Annotated in this window: 11 protein-coding genes; 7 read left to right on the forward strand and 4 right to left on the reverse strand. The window is 41.4% G+C overall.

Translation table 11 applies throughout. The features are described from left to right. Positions 1 to 86: 86 nt before the first annotated feature. The 5 genes from FTT94_RS05550 to FTT94_RS05575 all read left to right on the forward strand — a co-directional run bounded on the left by FTT94_RS05550 (position 87) and on the right by FTT94_RS05575 (position 6,151). Positions 87 to 1,409, forward strand: a complete 1,323-nt coding sequence (locus FTT94_RS05550) for a hypothetical protein (protein WP_180170368.1) — start codon at positions 87 to 89, stop codon at positions 1,407 to 1,409. Continuing rightward, positions 1,390 to 1,677, forward strand: a complete 288-nt coding sequence (locus FTT94_RS05555; RefSeq protein WP_078191648.1) for a chorismate mutase — start codon at positions 1,390 to 1,392, stop codon at positions 1,675 to 1,677. The genes FTT94_RS05550 and FTT94_RS05555 overlap by 20 nt, the downstream gene beginning before the upstream one ends. Before the next feature lie 164 nt (positions 1,678 to 1,841). Continuing rightward, positions 1,842 to 3,911 (forward strand): class I SAM-dependent DNA methyltransferase, encoded by a 2,070-nt coding sequence (locus tag FTT94_RS05560; protein ID WP_180170369.1) that lies wholly within the window; start codon positions 1,842 to 1,844, stop codon positions 3,909 to 3,911. Positions 3,912 to 3,940: 29 nt separating this feature from the next. Beyond that, a complete protein-coding gene (locus FTT94_RS16905; RefSeq protein ID WP_373686017.1) occupies positions 3,941 to 5,035 on the forward strand; it encodes a restriction endonuclease subunit S in 1,095 nt (364 codons plus the stop codon). Between the two features lie 378 nt (positions 5,036 to 5,413). Further along, a complete protein-coding gene (locus FTT94_RS05575) occupies positions 5,414 to 6,151 on the forward strand; it encodes a sulfite exporter TauE/SafE family protein (protein WP_168379429.1) in 738 nt (245 codons plus the stop codon). A gap of 9 nt (positions 6,152 to 6,160) precedes the next feature. Here the strand turns inward: FTT94_RS05575 and FTT94_RS05580 are convergent, their stop codons facing one another. From FTT94_RS05580 to FTT94_RS05595, 4 genes are all read right to left on the reverse strand, one after another. Then, positions 6,161 to 7,063, reverse strand: coding sequence for a LysR family transcriptional regulator (locus FTT94_RS05580; protein ID WP_180066875.1), 903 nt, complete (start codon positions 7,061 to 7,063; stop codon positions 6,161 to 6,163). Positions 7,064 to 7,177: 114 nt separating this feature from the next. Next, positions 7,178 to 8,482 (reverse strand): solute carrier family 23 protein, encoded by a 1,305-nt coding sequence (locus tag FTT94_RS05585; RefSeq protein WP_078191643.1) that lies wholly within the window; start codon positions 8,480 to 8,482, stop codon positions 7,178 to 7,180. 297 nt (positions 8,483 to 8,779) lie between these two features. Then, entirely contained in the window at positions 8,780 to 11,464 is a 2,685-nt protein-coding gene (gene ppc / locus FTT94_RS05590) for a phosphoenolpyruvate carboxylase (protein WP_180170370.1), read from the reverse strand. A gap of 152 nt (positions 11,465 to 11,616) precedes the next feature. Next, positions 11,617 to 12,240, reverse strand: coding sequence for a TetR/AcrR family transcriptional regulator (locus FTT94_RS05595; protein ID WP_180110863.1), 624 nt, complete (start codon positions 12,238 to 12,240; stop codon positions 11,617 to 11,619). Between the two features lie 151 nt (positions 12,241 to 12,391). Between FTT94_RS05595 and FTT94_RS05600 the strand changes: the two genes are divergently transcribed. Both FTT94_RS05600 and FTT94_RS05605 read left to right on the forward strand, forming a co-directional pair. After that, positions 12,392 to 13,498, forward strand: a complete 1,107-nt coding sequence (locus tag FTT94_RS05600; protein ID WP_180065158.1) for an efflux RND transporter periplasmic adaptor subunit — start codon at positions 12,392 to 12,394, stop codon at positions 13,496 to 13,498. After that, positions 13,498 to 16,635, forward strand: a complete 3,138-nt coding sequence (locus tag FTT94_RS05605; protein WP_180170371.1) for an efflux RND transporter permease subunit — start codon at positions 13,498 to 13,500, stop codon at positions 16,633 to 16,635. The genes FTT94_RS05600 and FTT94_RS05605 overlap by 1 nt, the downstream gene beginning before the upstream one ends. The last annotated feature ends 41 nt before the right edge of the window (positions 16,636 to 16,676 follow it).

The following is a 16,676-nucleotide window of genomic DNA, read 5'->3' on the forward strand; positions in this document are numbered from 1 at the left end:
ATTTAAAACAGCTTCATAATAGAAGTTGAATTTTAAGCATGTGCTGGCAGGTTCGGCACAATTCATCATTTTGAGGCAAAAAACGCATGTCACTGTTACGCCGTTGGTTCGATCCAATCCGATCGAGTTGGTTTTATCAGAAACCGACCCGACAAGCGGTGTTACCCACGGAACAAGGTCTGAGTGTTTATCTTCGACTGGATGATGTCTATAGCTATTTGGCTGCGCAGCAACTGCCTCAATTAGAAGAAATTCTCAGTGATGAAATTAAACCACTGAAAGTGATTATTTGTCGTCAGAGTGCAGAACCTCCCAATCAAATGTCATCGATAGAATGGCAACAATATTGTCTGAATGATGCCCAAATTTTAGCGCGGCAGCATCGTTTTAGTTTTCATGAAACACCTGAACAGCCTACCGATGAAGCCTTAGAACAAGCCGAAATTATTCTAAAAAATACCCCATTACGCGGCCAAGACTTTCTCTATTTACTTGAAGATGTATTCCACATGCTCTGGCAAAAACAGTATGGCAAGCTGAGAACACTGTACGCGATGGCCAGCCGTCATCATAAAGCGCAAGATTTTCCAGAACGGATTTTTTCTGACTTAGCAATTTTGACGGGGTATTTTGAGTTTGGTGAACGTAAGTACCATGCTGTAGATGATTTACTGCGTTTAACGCGCCGTTTAAAACAACAAAAACTCCTGACAGATAACCCGATCTTTATGATCAATCATATTGAATGGCGTGAGCACCTGATCAGTGATGCAGAAGAGTTGAATGAAATTCAGGGACTCGATCCTGAGCTTGATCTCTACATCGCGATGGAAGATCCGATTTCATGGTTACTGTTGGCTTATATTCGTGAGGAATTGGCGGACTATTATAATATTCAGCTGAATGTGTATCCATTGTCGTATCACGGTCGTGATCTGTTTGACTGGAGTTTGGCAACACGTCTGTCTAAACGGACCGAAGTTAAGTTCACGCCATTTTGCCGGCCTACAGAAGCTGCGACATTAGCTATGTCACAGCTTTACTACAGTGCGCCCGAAGAGCAGCGTATTGAGGTGATGTATCGCATTTTGGAGGCCGTATGGACCAAAGGGCGTGATTTATCCTTTAAAGCACATTTTCAGGCTTTACAGTATGAGTTAGAGATTTCTGAACTGACTACTGACGATATTGCTGAAAAATTAAAAGAAAATGATATGCACTGTGAGATGAAGTCACAGCCGGATTTTCCCGTCTTGGAATTACGTATTGCAGGTCAAAGCTATGTATTTAATAGCTTATACCGCGTATGGATGATTGAAAGTATTTTCAGTAATGTGTTAGAAGAGAAGTATAAAAGTGAAAACACCGCTGAAAGTGAAGCCAGAGAAGATGAAGAAAGAAAAAGTTGAGTCATTAGAGCAAGCCCGCGCACAGATTGATGTGATTGATCAGGGGATTATTGAGCTCATTGCAGCACGTCAGTTTTATGTCGATCAAGCGGTGCGTTTTAAGCGTTCAGTACAGGATGTTCAATCACCAGAACGTGTCGAAGCGGTGATTAGTAAAATTCGTCTACAAGCCACAGAGCACGGTGTAAATGCAGATATTGTGGAACGTTTATACCGCGATATGATTCAGCATTTTATTCAACGTGAGTTGAAAGAGATTCGACCATAGTTAGGGCGGATTTGAATTGAATTTCGTATAAGAGATTTTATGTTAAATCAGGGCATTTCAATTGCGCTTCTAAAGAAATATAATTTGCTTTAGGTATGGCTTTTATTTGGCTGATGTTAAGATTCATGCCGTTAAAATCAAGTCATTTCATGAGAATTGTGTACATGCAAGCTGTCAAACCAACTTCTTCAACAAAGAAAGTACAAAGTATTGAACCTAATATTGCTGATATGGTTAATGGTTGGTTAAGAAGTTATAAATTAGACTATAAACTTGAACAAGAATCTTTAAATGATGAAATAGATAAAGCTCTTAATGATTATTACACTAAAAATGGTGGAACAGGGGCAAACCGTCCAGATGCTAAATTATTACTAAGAGATAGCGAAACAAATGACTATCCTATTCTTATTGAATATAAAGGATATAAAAATAAATTAGTTAAACTCAATTCTGATGGGCAAGTTGAGAACAGAACTGTAAAAAATGAGCCTCATTTTGCTAATATTAATGGATATGCGGTAAATGGTGCCGTTCATTATGCTAATGCATTACTACATCACACAAATTATAGCGATATTATTTCTATTGGTGTAACTGGCTATAAAGATGTCCGTGGACAAATCCAATATGAAATTGGGGTTTATTTTGTTTCTAAATCAAATTTAGGTATTGGACAAAAAGTAGGAGATTACACTGATCTATCTTTTCTTAAAAAAGAAAATTTTGATGACTTTATAAAACGTGTTAAAGAATTAGAACTAACTCAAGAAGAGTTGGACAAACTTAAAGAACAGCGTGAAAAAGAAATTGATGTTAGCTTATCTAAGCTTAACAATGATATTTATCAGAATGAGAAAGGTTTAGGTGAGAATGATCGTGTCTATTTAGTGGCAGCTTCTATTATTGCAACGATAGGCGTGCCTGATAAAGTTAAGCCATTGGATGTAACTGATTTAAAATCTAGTACAGAGAAAGATAATAAAGATGGAGATATTGTTCTTAGGAAGATTAAAGCTTTCTTAAGCGAAAAAGGTTTGCCTGACGATAAAAAGAATCTAATTATCCGAACATTAGAAAATACGCTCACAACAGAAAATATTAACCGTGTAGAAAATGGCGAGACTCAACTTAAAAGAGTTTTTAAAAAGATCGTTGATGACTTAGGCATTTATTACAAGATAGGTTTATCTACAGACTTCACAGGTAAACTCTTTAATGAAATGTACGGTTGGCTTGGTTTCTCACAAGATAAATTGAATGATGTTGTTTTAACACCATCTTATGTAGCAACTTTATTAACAAAATTAGCACGAGTAGATAGAAATTCTTATGTTTGGGACTTCGCTACAGGATCTGCTGGCCTTTTAGTTGCTGCAATGAATGAGATGTTAGCTGATGCAAAAGCAAATATTGAATCACCTGATGAATTAAGAAAAAAAGAAGTCCAAATTAAAGCTGAACAACTTTTAGGCCTAGAGTTATTATCTAGTGTTTATATGCTTGCTATCTTAAATATGATTTTAATGGGGGATGGCAGTTCTAATATCTTAAATACAGACTCTTTAAAAGACTTTGATGGAAAATATGGTTTTGGTCGAACAGGAGAAGATTTCCCTGCAACGGCATTTATCTTAAATCCACCATACTCAGCTGAAGGGAATGGGATGAATTTTGTGGAAAAAGCCTTAAATATGATGAATAAAGGCTATGCAGCAATCATTATTCAAAATTCTGCTGGATCAGGGAAAGCTGCTGATATAAATAAAAGAATACTAAAAAAGCATACATTAATAGCAAGTATAAAAATGCCAGTAGACATATTTATTGGTAAATCGAGTGTGCAAACTTATATTTATGTTTTTAAAGTGAATGAATCTCATCATCCTGATGAAGTCGTAAAGTTTATAGACTTTAGCAATGATGGATATACAAGAACAAGCCGTAAAAAGGCTGTTACGAATTTGAGAGATACAGATCAAGCCAAAGAGCGTTATGAAGAGTTAGTTAATTTGGTTCGTTTCGGCCGTAGTAAACTTAAAATTTTTACTTCTCAAGAATATTATGAAGGTACGATTGATCCTCAAAGTGGTAAGGACTGGAATCAAAATGCCCCTATAGATAGCAAGCCAACTTTAAAAGACTTTCAAAAGACTGTAGCAGATTATCTCGCTTGGGAAATTTCAACTATCCTTAAATCTGATTTAAGTGATGAGGATTTATTGGGAAAGTAAATTCCCCACTTGCTACGCAACTTGAGAGTATTGAGTGGGGGGAATATAAACTAGGTGATTTATTTGATATTTACCCAACCAAATATTATAGAAAATCTAATGAGGACATCTTAGATCCAGATGGTAAGATTCCTTTAGTTTCAAATTCATCTATCAATAATGGTGTTATGGGTTTTTCTAAGTTAGATGCATTAAATAAAGGAAATGCAATAACTTGTTCCGATACAACATTAGGTGCTGAAACTATGTTCTATCAAGAGAAGGATTTTATTGGATATTCGCATATACAATATTTTTCTCCAAAAATTAAGAATTTCAACAGAGAAATAGCTAGCGCTATAATCACGACGTCTAATATTTCTACATCAAAATTTTATAATTATGGAAATAAATATAATCGTAATGCTATGAATAATACGGTTATAAAATTACCTTCTGAAAATGGTGAAATATCATTTAATTTTATTAACGAATTCGTTAAAAAAATTGAGTGTGATCATGTTGAAAGGGTGAAAAATTATCTATGTGAAAATAATCCTAACTATATGTATCTAAATGATCTTGAAAAAGAGGCATTAGAAAACATACAAAGTGTGAGTTGGGGATTATTTGAAATAGAAGAGATATTAGATTGGCAACAAGGTATTTCGGAACTAAATCCATTAGACTTAGATAAGTTAAGTGTATCGAGCAGTAAAAAATATCCATTTTATGGTCAAGCAACTACAAATAATGGAGTTATTGAATATCGTCAATTAAAGAATGAGGTACTGAATAATAAAGAAGGTAGACCAACTATTTTGATACATTCGAATAATCAAAATACAGTCTATTTAGAGACTCCTTTTTATTTAAAAGATGGTCATGGAGCTACCAGTGTTTTACAGTCAGAAAACCTAAATAAACCCATAGCTAATTTTTTAATTGCTTGTATTGTCAAAGTTATTCACAAAAAATTTCATTATAATGCAAAAGCTACAAAAATTGAGCTTAAACGTACTGAAATTAGTTTACCTGTTAAAGATGGTAGCCCTGACTATGTATTTATGCAGAACTATATTTCTGCAATTCAGAAGCTTACAGTCAAAAAAGTAGTTTCTCATTTAGATGGAAAAATAAAATAATTATCTTATTTTATAACTCCTCTAATCATAGTGCATGAATTGGTTTTTAAATATGTAGAAATCAATTCATTTTTAAATTTTTCTAAAATTAACATAGTACACGTTATACGAAATTCTTGAAATTTTACTATAAGTATCAATATCTTATTGAAAACCGTTCCAGTAAACAGCATATTGGAACGGTTTTTATATTACTATTCAACCAATACGCTTATAACTTATTCAAAATCAGAAGAGTTTGTTTAGCCCATCTACGCTATCTGCTTTAGACGCTATAACCTAGCCTCAACATTTTATTGAGGCTCTATACCAAAAACACTGATTTTTCAAAGTGTCTGAATTGCATAGCATAGAGCCAATTCTTTTGCGAGTTTCGCCATGATTTGGTTCGTCATCACAGTTTTTGCAATCGCAGGTCTAATTAAAGGCACAATTGGGTTAGGCCTGCCTGCGGTATCGATGGGCTTACTCACCATGGTGATCAGTCCATTTCAGGCAGCGACGTTATTGATCATTCCATCTATGGTCACCAACTTTTGGCAATTATTTGCCGAAGGGCAGGTGCTGCGCCTCATTCAACGCTTTTGGCCCTTGTTACTTGGGATTATCGTCGGTTCAATTTGGAGTATTTTCCCAACTTTAGGGCATGGCGAGTTTAAAAGTGAAGCTTTACTGGGGGGCATGTTGGCACTATACGGACTGTATGGGCTTTGTGCCAAAAGCTTGCCGAACTTTGCACCACATGAAAAATGGCTATCTCCAATGATCGGTTATCTCGGTGGAGCGCTGACTGTAGCCACAGGTGTGGTAGTGATCCCTGTGGTGCCATATTTGCAAGGTTTGCAACTGAAACGCGATGACCTCGTACAGTCACTCGGTTTGGCCTTTACCACGTCAACTATTTGTTTGGCGGTGTTCTTACAGCAAAATCCTGTGGAAGATCTCCCGATTGATTATGCCATGTCAGCCATGGCACTGGTTCCTGCGCTCATTGGCATGTGGGCAGGGAAAAAAATCCGTTACCGCATTCCAGAACAAAAATTCCGTAAGGTGTTTTTTATCGGGTTGATTGCCCTCGGTGGCTATATGATGCTGCACCAGTTTGGCGTGATTTGAAGCCTAGACTTAGCCATCTAAAGTAGATTTTTGTGACAGTAGAAACTGACTGAAATGCTGATAATTTAAGGGTAAATCATCAAAATTACGTGCGGTGAGCAGCAATTTTCGATTGGCCCAGTCACCGCTGAGCTCAACTTGGGCAAAGGCATACAAACTGATTAATCGTTGGGCCGCACGTTTTGGCATGATGGCAACGCCCACACCATTCGCTATCACTTGCGCGATCGCGGCAAAATTCGGCAAACGCAGCCGATACTGAATTTCACAGCCGAATAATTTGGCTTGTGCCTCAATCGATTGTTGCAAGGAATGATATTGCATCAAACCGACAAAGGGATAATTTAAAATCTCTGCGGGTTTGACGCTAGATATCGAGGCCAATTCATGAGTTATAGGACAAATCAGCACCAACGGATCATCTGCAAACTCAAGTGTTTGTAACTTTTCGGATTTAAAGAAACCCGAAATTAGACCTAGTTGTGCATTGCCTTGTTCAATCGCTGCAATGATGTCTTTAGACTCGGCTTCATGCAGCTCAATTTGTGTATTGGGATTTTCCAGCAAATAGCGTGGCAGCAAAACCGGCAAATATTCACTTTGTGCAGATGAATTACACCATAAGGTCATATTGGAACTCAGCCCATGGGCAAAGGACAGCATTGCGTGTTCTAATTGTTGCCCCTCATGCAAGATGCGCTGCGCATGTTCAACCAAGGTTTGACCGGCAAGGGTTAGTTTGACCCCTTTGGCATGGCGAGTGAACAGGGTCGTGCGGTAATGCTGTTCGAGTTTTTTAATTCGTTCACTGGCTGCTTGTAGCGAGATGGCAGAACGAGCAGCGCCTTTGGTCAGACTACCGCTGTCAACAATGTGCAGTACCAATTGAAGGTCGAACAAATCCAGTCGCATACGGTGTATTCCTTGGCTAATGCCTTATCTTACCGAAAGAGTAGCTATAAAAAAAAGCGACCTTTCGGCCGCTTTTCAAATGAATGTTGTATTCTTTTTTAAATGTCTTGGGGCTTATTCTGATTTGTCGCCCAAGCTAAAGAACCAGTTCAAAATCAACGCTGCAAATGTAGCAGTACCAATACCACCTAAGTTGAAGTTACCAAATTGAAGTGCAAAGTCACCTGTACCTAAAATAATCGTGACTGCTGCCACCATCAGGTTTTTATTTTTTGAGAAATCGACTTTGTTTTCAATCCAGATTTTCGCACCTGCAATGGTAATTAGACCAAATACAACAATCGATGCACCTGTCAAAATGGCTTGCGGAATAGTATGAATAATCGCACCAAACTTTGGAGAAAGACCAAGGAAGATGGCGAATACACCCGCAAATACAAATACGATGGTCGAGTAAACACGTGTTACCGCCATCACACCAATATTTTCGCCATAGGTTGTCATACCCGGACCGCCGACACCGCCTGAAAGTGTGGTTGCAACACCATCTGCAACGAAGGCTTTACCAATGTGCGGATCGAGATTTTCACCTGTCATCGCACCTACAGCTTTGATGTGACCAAGGTTTTCTGCAACCAAAATCAACGCAATCGGTGCAATGATGAGCATGGCATTGAAGTCAAACACGGGTGAATGGAAGTGCGGAACACCAAACCAAGCCGCTTCTTGTACGGGAACGAAATTGATTGGTGTGCCATGACCCATGACATTGGAAATGATGTAATACACCAAGTAAGCGAGTAGAAGGCCAACTAAGAGTAATAGACGTTGTAATAAACCTTTGGTGAACACAGCAATTGAACCCATACATAGTACGGTTACTAAAGCCATCCACATATTAAAGTTATTACCGGCAACCCCTTTAATGGTCACTGGGGCAAGGTTGAGACCAATGATCATCACCACTGCACCTGTAACGACAGGTGGCATGAGTTTTTCAATCCAACGGGTACCCGTTGCCATCACGATAAAACCAAAAATGGCATATAAAATACCGCAGGCCATAATCCCGCCAGCAGCCATCGCGATATTGGCATTTGGCGCGCCAGTACCTGACGCTGCATAACCTGTTGCGGCAATGACCACACCAATAAAGGCAAAGCTTGAGCCCAGATAACTTGGTACACGACCACCAGTCATAAAGAAGAACAAGATGGTACAGATGCCCGACATTAAAATTGCAAGATTGGCATCAAAACCCATCAAGAATGGTGCAAGAACCGTTGCACCAAACATTGCAAAGGCATGCTGTATCCCCAATACAACACTTTGCACAGGCGGAAGATACTCATTGGTACCGACAGGACGTGCATCAATATTGCCTTCGTATGGGCGCCATTTGGGAAACCAATTGGACATAAAATGAGCACTCAAAAGATAAATTGTGCACATCATACTCTTGTTTTTTAGAAGATTTAATTACTTTTAAAAATATTTTGTTCAAATTAATTACCTGACTTTACATGTATTTTTACCAAGTGGTAAAAGTTTTTTATATGTAAAATTAATGTTAAATCATGTAATTAATCATTGTTGGTTTTTTATCTTAGTTCATAAATTTTTCTTATTTTATATATTCCTAAACAATTTAAAGCTAAAGTGATTGCTTAAAAAAAAAGCACATCCATGGATGTGCTTCGTTTGGGGTTGGAAGTTTTAGCCAGTGTTACGCAAACCTGCCGCAATACCCGCGATGCTAACCATCAACGCATGGTCGACTGGGGTATTTTCAGCTTGACGCTCGGCAAGGTATGCACGGCGGCGTTTCATCAGTTCGGCTTGTAGTAAATGTAGCGGCAATAAATAAGGCTTACGCACCTTCATGGATTGGTCAAGCACATCGTTACTGCTAAGTAATTTCGATTCACCTTTGAGTGCTAATAGCGTTTGTACCGCATCACGTAAACGCTGACGTAACTCTTCGCCCAACTGTTTGAGGTCTGCGTTATCTGTCAGATGAGACTCATAATATAGTGCCACATGGCCATCAGCCTTAGACAAGACCATTTCCAACATATCAATTAACGTTTGGAAATAAGGCCACTGTTGTAGCATTTCTTCTAAGGTTGCTTTTTGACCCTGATCAATCACCTGATTAATCGCAGCACCTGTACCGAGCCAAGCAGGTAGCATTAAACGAATTTGAGTCCATGCGAATACCCACGGAATCGCACGCAATGACTCAATTCCACCGCTGACTTTACGTTTGGCTGGGCGTGATCCGAGCGGTAACATTTGTAGTTCCAGTTCTGGCGTTACAGTCCGTAGGTATTTTACAAAATGCGGATTTTCACGCACGGTTTGACGATACACCTGTACCGACAGATCCGTCATGCTGTGCATGAGCTTGCGCCATTCCTGTTTCGGTTCAGGCGGTGGTAATAAGGTCGCTTCTAAGGTCGCTGCGGTGTAAATTTCCAGGTTTTGTAAGGCAATGCCTTCTAATCCAAACTTGAAGCGAATCATTTCCCCTTGTTCTGTGACACGAATCGCTCCTGAAATCGAACCCGGTGGCTGTGAAAACAGCGCTTGCTGTGTCGGCGCTCCACCACGGCTGATTGAACCGCCACGGCCATGGAATAATGTCAGTTGTACATCATGTTTTTTCGCAACCGCGGTTAATTCTTCCTGCGCACGATACTGTGCCCAGTTTGCCGACATAAAGCCCGCATCTTTGGCAGAGTCTGAATAGCCAATCATCACCTCATGTTTACCCTGAATATGCTGCTTATACCAATGCATATTGAATAGGGTATTCATGGTACGGGCGGCACCATCCAAATCTTTTAAAGTTTCAAACAGTGGCACAACGCGTAGCGCTTGTTTGATGCCCGCTTCTTTTTGCAGTAACAATACGGCCAAGACATCACTCGGATGCTCTGCCATGGAAATAATATAAGCCCCTAAACTTTCAGGTGGTTGCTCTGCCAAAGTCCGCATGGTTGCAAAGATTTCTTGTACATCTGGATGTTCAATCAGGCTTTGTTTTGGCTCATTTAAAAACTTCGGTAGCAATGGACGTTTGCTTTGCAGTTCCTGAATCAAGAAATTTTGACGGGCTTGCTCCGTCCATGTTTCAAAATTGCCTAAACCTAAATATTCAGTAATGGCAGAAATCGCTTGGCGATGACGAGTCGACTCCTGACGAATATCGAGTTTGAGTAATTCGATACCAAAGCAATTCACTCGATGAATAAAGTCGAGTAACTGACCATTGGCAATTTCAGGTAAACCGCTGTCAATCAGTGAACGGTAGCAAACCAATAGTGGATCGAGCAGCTCATGGCGGCTTTTAATGACTTGGCTATCGTCAGCATCTTCACCACGGAGTTTTAGTGCCAACCAGTGACGAGTGGCTTTGAGGCGTTCCCGCGCATCACGTAGATATTCACGATACGGTTCAGGGTGGAAATGGCCCAAAGCATCACTGAGTTCTTTACTGCATTCTTGAATCGAAAGTTCCCAACGTAGGTCTTCGATATCGCGTAAATACAGGTCGGCAGCTTTCCAACGTGAAAGCCAAAGCACTTCTTGAGTAATGTTATGGGTGACGTTTGGGTTGCCATCACGGTCACCGCCCATCCATGATGCAAAGCGCACAGGGGCAACATTTAAAGGCAAGGTCTTGCCACAATGATCTTGAACCATGCCATCCAATTCACGCATGAATTTGGGTACAGCATTCCACAAGGTCTGTTCAATGGTCGTGAAGCCCCATTTAGCTTCGTCGACAGGCGTCGGGCGATGTTGACGAATTTCGTCGGTTTGCCATGCCGAGCAAATCAGTTGTTTTAAATCATCCAGTACGGCTTTGCGTTCGCGTGGCGTAAGTTTTTGTTGATCCATTTTAAACAGGCAATCATTAATCCCATCATATTTTTGGATCAAGGTACGGCGGCTGACTTCAGTTGGATGTGCAGTCAGGACCAGTTCAATTTTTAATTCACAAATTTGTTGGAACAGTTGTTCCGCACTGATGTTATTGCTTTTAAATTTTTCAAATAAATGATCGAGTGGATTCGGTGATGGTGCTTGCTCATCAAACTCACTTTGGCGACGGCTGCGCACCACATTGTATTGTTCGGCAATATTGGCAAAGTTGAGAAAGTGTGTAAATGCACGGGTCAGTGGCAGAATTTCTTCATCTTTTAAATTTAAAAATAATTGTTCTAACTGTTTTTCGGCTTCAACTTGTCCATCGCGCGCGCCTTTAGACAAAGCACGAATTTGCTCTACCTGATTAAACAAATCTTGTCCTGCATGCTGCTTTAGGGTTTCACCCAATAAATTGCCCAGTAAGCGCACGTCTTCACGTAATGGAGCATCAATTTGTTGAATCATTTGTTATTTCTCCGTGTATTCCTGTCTCGACTATACCCCGAAAGTGCTGTGGCAAAAGGGGGTACAGACAAAAGTCGGATGACTTTTCTAGGTAAATGAGCAATAGCTATGCCATTTGTTTCAGTTTAGCGTTGAAATATTTCAGAAAATGCTTAGCTCTGTGTGCCGAGTTGATATTTCAGCATAAAGATGTCGATGGCAGAGTGAATAATGGCCTGTCGCTCTGCTGTTTCAGGTACTGGGCGCATGCCCAATAAGACTTCTTGATGGCGTAGTCCCATCAGTAGCGACACAATCAGTTCAGTTTGTCGGGCAGGGTGATCCTGCTGAATGAAATTTAAAGCTGCTGCGTCTTGAAAGAAATTTTCCCAGACTTGGCGCATTTTCAAATGTGAGGCACGGAAAAACTGTTCCACCAAGGGACTGTGTTCGGCAGCCAACTCCAAAAGTAATAAGTCCAGTTTAATGGCTTCTGGCAAATTCATGATGTTCAGCCCCAACTCACAAATTTCAACGAAAGCCTGCATAAAATGACTTTCGCTGTGCAGATGTCGCGGGCGGGTATTCAAAATATATTCACAGGTGTCTTCAATCGCACTGGTAAATAAGGTGGCTTTGTCCTGAAAATGGTTATAGACCGTCAGTTTGGTGACCCCTGCATGTTGCGCAATCTGATTCATGCTGCAACCGTGATAGCCCATTTCTAAAAATAATTGTTTTGCAGACTCTAAAATCCGTTGTCGTTTTTCTAAGTCTTTTGGGCGGCCGACATTCATTTGCTGAAAAAATTCCAAAAAAGGCGAAAAGGTCATTGATTTAGGATAATTAATCTAATTAATGTACCGCATGGTTTATTAATTAAAAAATAACCAAATTAATTGAATAATATTCTGCCCTAAAAAAGACTTTTTATTAAGAGCGAACTTCATGAGTACGATTAAGATCACAGTTGTCAGCATGATTATCGTTTGCAGTGTGACCTTATGGGGATGCAGCAAGGATAAAGCCCAAACGGAACAGGAAGTGCCATTTGTGATGGTGACTCAGCCAGGCGCCACACATTTTGAACAAAAAAGTTATGCGGGTGATGTACAAGCACGCCAGCAAACAGCTTTAGCGTTTCGGGTTGGCGGTCAAATCACTGAGCGCTATGTCGATGTTGGAGACCAAGTCCGAGTCGGGCAAGTCTTGGCAAAATTAGACGTCAAAGATGCACAGTTGCAACTGAATGCAGCACAAGCGCAGCTTGAAAGTGCGCGTTCCGCTGCACAAATTGCTGAAGATGAACTAAAACGCTTTAAGCAATTATTGCCAGTCAATGCTGTGAGTCGTTCGCAGTACGATGCGGTGGAAAACCAATATAAAGCAGCACAGTCGAATTTAAAGCAAGCGCAATCCAATTATGATGTGAGTCGTAATCAGACCGGTTATAACCAATTAATTGCCAATAAAAATGGGGTCATTACTGAGCGTAATATTGAGATTGGTCAAGTGATTGCAGCAGGACAACCGGCATTTCAATTGGCGATAGCAGGTGAACGTGACGTGGTCATTGGTGTGCCTGAACAAGCGGTTACTGAAATTAAAACAGGGCAGGATGCATGGGTTACCTTGTGGTCGAAACCACAGGAAAAATTTGCAGGCTATGTACGTGAAATTAGTCCTGCTGCCGATCAGTCTCGTACTTATAGTGTCAAAGTGGCATTACGTGAAGGCAATAGCGCCATTCAACTGGGGCAAAGTGCACGGGTATTTTTAACCAAAGCACAGCAGAATGTTTTGCATGTGCCGTTATCGAGTGTGTCTGCGAGTGGTCAGCAGGCGTATGTGATGGTGGTCAATGCAGATAATACGGTACGTAAAGTTCCAGTAAGTTTAGGCGAATATGGACGTGATAGCGTGCCCGTACTCAGTGGTTTGCAAGCAGGGGATTTTGTGGTGGTTGGCGGCGTGCATTTGCTCCGCGAAAAACAAAAAATACAACCTGTTGATCGTGAAAATCGTGCAGTACACATTCAGACAGGAGTTAATTAATGAATTTTAACTTGTCTGAGTGGGCACTGAAAAATAAAGGATTAATCCTTTATTTTATGATTCTGCTGGGCATCGTTGGGATATTTTCTTATTCCAAATTGTCGCAGAGTGAAGACCCGCCATTTACCTTTAAAGTCATGGTGATTCAGACCTATTGGCCTGGTGCAACAGCCAAAGAAGTATCAATGCAGGTCACCGATCGAATTGAAAAAGAACTGATGACCACGGGGCAGTATGAACGCATCATGGCGTATTCACGTCCGGGTGAATCCATGGTGACCTTTGTGGCCAAGGACAGTTTACGTTCGCAGCAAGTCCCCGATGTTTGGTACACCGTGCGTAAAAAGGTCAATGATATTCGCCATCAATTGCCATCTGGGGTGCAAGGTCCTTTCTTTAATGATGAGTTTGGTGACACCTTTGGTAATATCTATGTGCTGACCGGCAAAGACTTTGACTATGCCATCATGAAGGAATATGCCGACCGTTTACAGCTCCAGTTACAACGGGTCAAAGACGTTGCGAAAGTGGATTTAATTGGTCTACAAGATCAAAAAGTTTGGATTGAAATTTCCAACACCAAAGCCACACAAATGGGCATACCCGTGACGGCGATTCAACAAGCCTTGCAGCAGCAAAACACAGTTGCCAGTGCCGGCTTTTTTGAAACCAATTCAGACCGGATTCAAGTGCGTGTCAGCGGCAATTTACAAAACATTGATGAACTGCGTCAGATGCCCTTATTGGTGAATGGTCGAACGATTCAATTGGGTGATGTGGCTGATGTACATCGTGGCTTTAGTGATCCACCACAGCCGCGTATGCGTTTTATGGGCGAAAATGGTTTAGGCATTGCCGTGTCGATGCGTAAAGGTGGCGACATTCTGGCTTTGGGTAAAAACCTAGAAACAGAATTTGCCCGCTTGCAAAAAACTTTGCCCTTGGGTATGGAACTGAAAAAAGTTTCTGATCAGCCTGTAGCCGTGAAGCGCAGCGTCAATGAGTTTATGAAAGTCCTCGCTGAGGCGGTGATTATCGTCCTATTGGTGAGCTTCTTCTCCTTGGGTTTCCGTACGGGATTGGTTGTGGCATTTTCCATTCCATTGGTCTTGGCCATGACTTTTGCTGGCATGCAGATGTTTGATGTTGGGTTGCACAAGATTTCTTTGGGGGCGTTAATTCTCGCACTCGGTTTATTGGTGGATGATGCGATTATTGCCGTCGAAATGATGGCGATCAAAATGGAGCAGGGCTATAGCCGGTTACAAGCCGCCGGACATGCATGGCGGACCACTGCATTTCCAATGCTGACAGGCACACTGATTACTGCGGCTGGCTTTTTGCCGATTGCCACAGCCGCATCGAGCACAGGCGAATATACCCGCTCGATTTTCCAAGTGGTCACCATTGCATTGGTGGTGTCATGGTTTGCAGCAGTACTGTTTGTTCCCTATCTAGGGGATAAATTACTACCCGATTTCAACAAAGACTTAGTACAAAAATCCCCGTGGTATCAGCGCCTGTGGGCACGTTTACGTAAGCAGCCCGAACCTCAGCCGATGGTACATCATGCCGGCGAACATCATGATCCTTATCAGTCTCCGTTTTATCAACGTTTCCGTGGTTGGGTCGACACTTGTGTGACCTATCGCAAGACGGTGATTGCCGCGACGGTTGGCATTTTTGTGTTATCGATTTTAATGTTTAAAACCGTACCACAGCAGTTCTTCCCACCGTCAAACCGTGCTGAAATTTTAGTGGATTTAAAGCTTGAGGAAGGCGCCTCACTGAAGGCCACAGAAGCGGCCGTAAAAAAAGTCGAAGCGTTCTTGTCGAAAAAACAAGGCATTGATAATTTTGTGGCTTATGTGGGGACAGGTTCACCGCGGTTTTATTTACCTCTAGATCAGCAATTACCCCAAGCCAGTTTTGCCCAGTTTGTGGTATTGGCTTCATCTTTAGATGATCGCAATGAAATTCGTCAGTCATTAGCAGAAGAAATTCGTAAGCTTTTACCTGAAGTGCGTACTCGCGTTTCACTTTTAGAAAATGGCCCACCCGTGGGTTATCCATTGCAGTTTCGCGTGTCGGGTGAAGATCTGAGCTTGGTGCGTGAGTGGGCACAACGGGTGTCTGCAAAAGTCAGTGAAAACCCGAACACCACCAATGTGCATTTGGATTGGGGTGAGCCAAGCAAAGTCATTAAATTGGACATCGACCAAGATCGCGCACGTCAAATGGGGGTTTCCAGCTTAGATCTGTCGAATTTCCTGAATAGTTCAATCAGTGGCGCGGTGATTAATCAGTATCGTGAGAAACGAGAGCTGATTGAAATTCGGATGCGTGGTGATCAAGCCGAGCGATTGGATGTCGGTTCTCTCAGCAGTTTGGCTGTACCGACCAGCAATGGTGGTTCAGTGCCATTGGCGCAGATTGCGAAAATTGAGTATAGCTTTGAAGAAGGTTTGATTTGGCATCGTAACCGTTTACCGACCATTACTGTGCGCGCGGATATTCGCAGTAAATTGCAACCTGCAACGGTGGTGGGTGAGTTAAAAGATTCATTTGATCAGTTACGTGCAGAGATGCCGAATGGTTATCTACTCGAAGTAGGCGGCACTGTGGAAGAGTCAGCACGAGGCCAAACTTCTGTAAATGCAGGCATGCCATTATTTCTCGCAGTTGTCATGACTTTGTTGATGATTCAACTACGTAGCATGTCACGGGCGATGATCGTATTTTTAACTGCACCTTTGGGCATTATTGGCGTGGTGTTATTCCTGTTATTGTTCAATAAACCCTTTGGTTTTGTGGCAATGCTCGGCACGATTGCACTGTCAGGAATGATTATGCGCAATTCACTGATTTTGATTGATCAGATTGAACAAGATATTCAGTCCGGGGAGTCGGCTTGGGATGCGATTATCAATGCGACGGTACGTCGTTGCCGTCCCATTGTGTTGACTGCATTGGCCGCTGTATTGGCGATGATTCCACTTTCTCGCAGTATTTTCTTCGGTCCAATGGCCGTGGCGATTATGGGTGGATTGATCGTGGCGACCCTGCTGACCTTGTTCTTTTTACCTGCGCTATATGCACAGTGGTTTAAAGTGAAAAAAACTCAGCAGAATCCTTAAAAGTGTCATAATATTGGGTGCGAAATATTGAATTTTTCTCT

Source organism: Acinetobacter sp. YH12027 (genome assembly GCF_013420085.1).
GTDB lineage: Bacteria > Pseudomonadota > Gammaproteobacteria > Pseudomonadales > Moraxellaceae > Acinetobacter > Acinetobacter amyesii.

Coding starts and splice junctions, on each gene's coding strand:
- FTT94_RS05575 (WP_168379429.1), top strand. CDS start 5,414: ATGATTTGGTTCGTCATCACAGTTTTTGCAATCGCAGGTCTAATTAAA.
- FTT94_RS05600 (WP_180065158.1), top strand. CDS start 12,392: ATGAGTACGATTAAGATCACAGTTGTCAGCATGATTATCGTTTGCAGT.
- FTT94_RS05595 (WP_180110863.1), bottom strand. CDS start 12,240: ATGAATGTCGGCCGCCCAAAAGACTTAGAAAAACGACAACGGATTTTA.
- ppc (WP_180170370.1), bottom strand. CDS start 11,464: ATGATTCAACAAATTGATGCTCCATTACGTGAAGACGTGCGCTTACTG.
- FTT94_RS05580 (WP_180066875.1), bottom strand. CDS start 7,063: ATGCGACTGGATTTGTTCGACCTTCAATTGGTACTGCACATTGTTGAC.
- FTT94_RS05585 (WP_078191643.1), bottom strand. CDS start 8,482: ATGTCCAATTGGTTTCCCAAATGGCGCCCATACGAAGGCAATATTGAT.
- FTT94_RS05560 (WP_180170369.1), top strand. CDS start 1,842: ATGCAAGCTGTCAAACCAACTTCTTCAACAAAGAAAGTACAAAGTATT.
- FTT94_RS05605 (WP_180170371.1), top strand. CDS start 13,498: ATGAATTTTAACTTGTCTGAGTGGGCACTGAAAAATAAAGGATTAATC.
- FTT94_RS05550 (WP_180170368.1), top strand. CDS start 87: ATGTCACTGTTACGCCGTTGGTTCGATCCAATCCGATCGAGTTGGTTT.
- FTT94_RS05555 (WP_078191648.1), top strand. CDS start 1,390: ATGAAGAAAGAAAAAGTTGAGTCATTAGAGCAAGCCCGCGCACAGATT.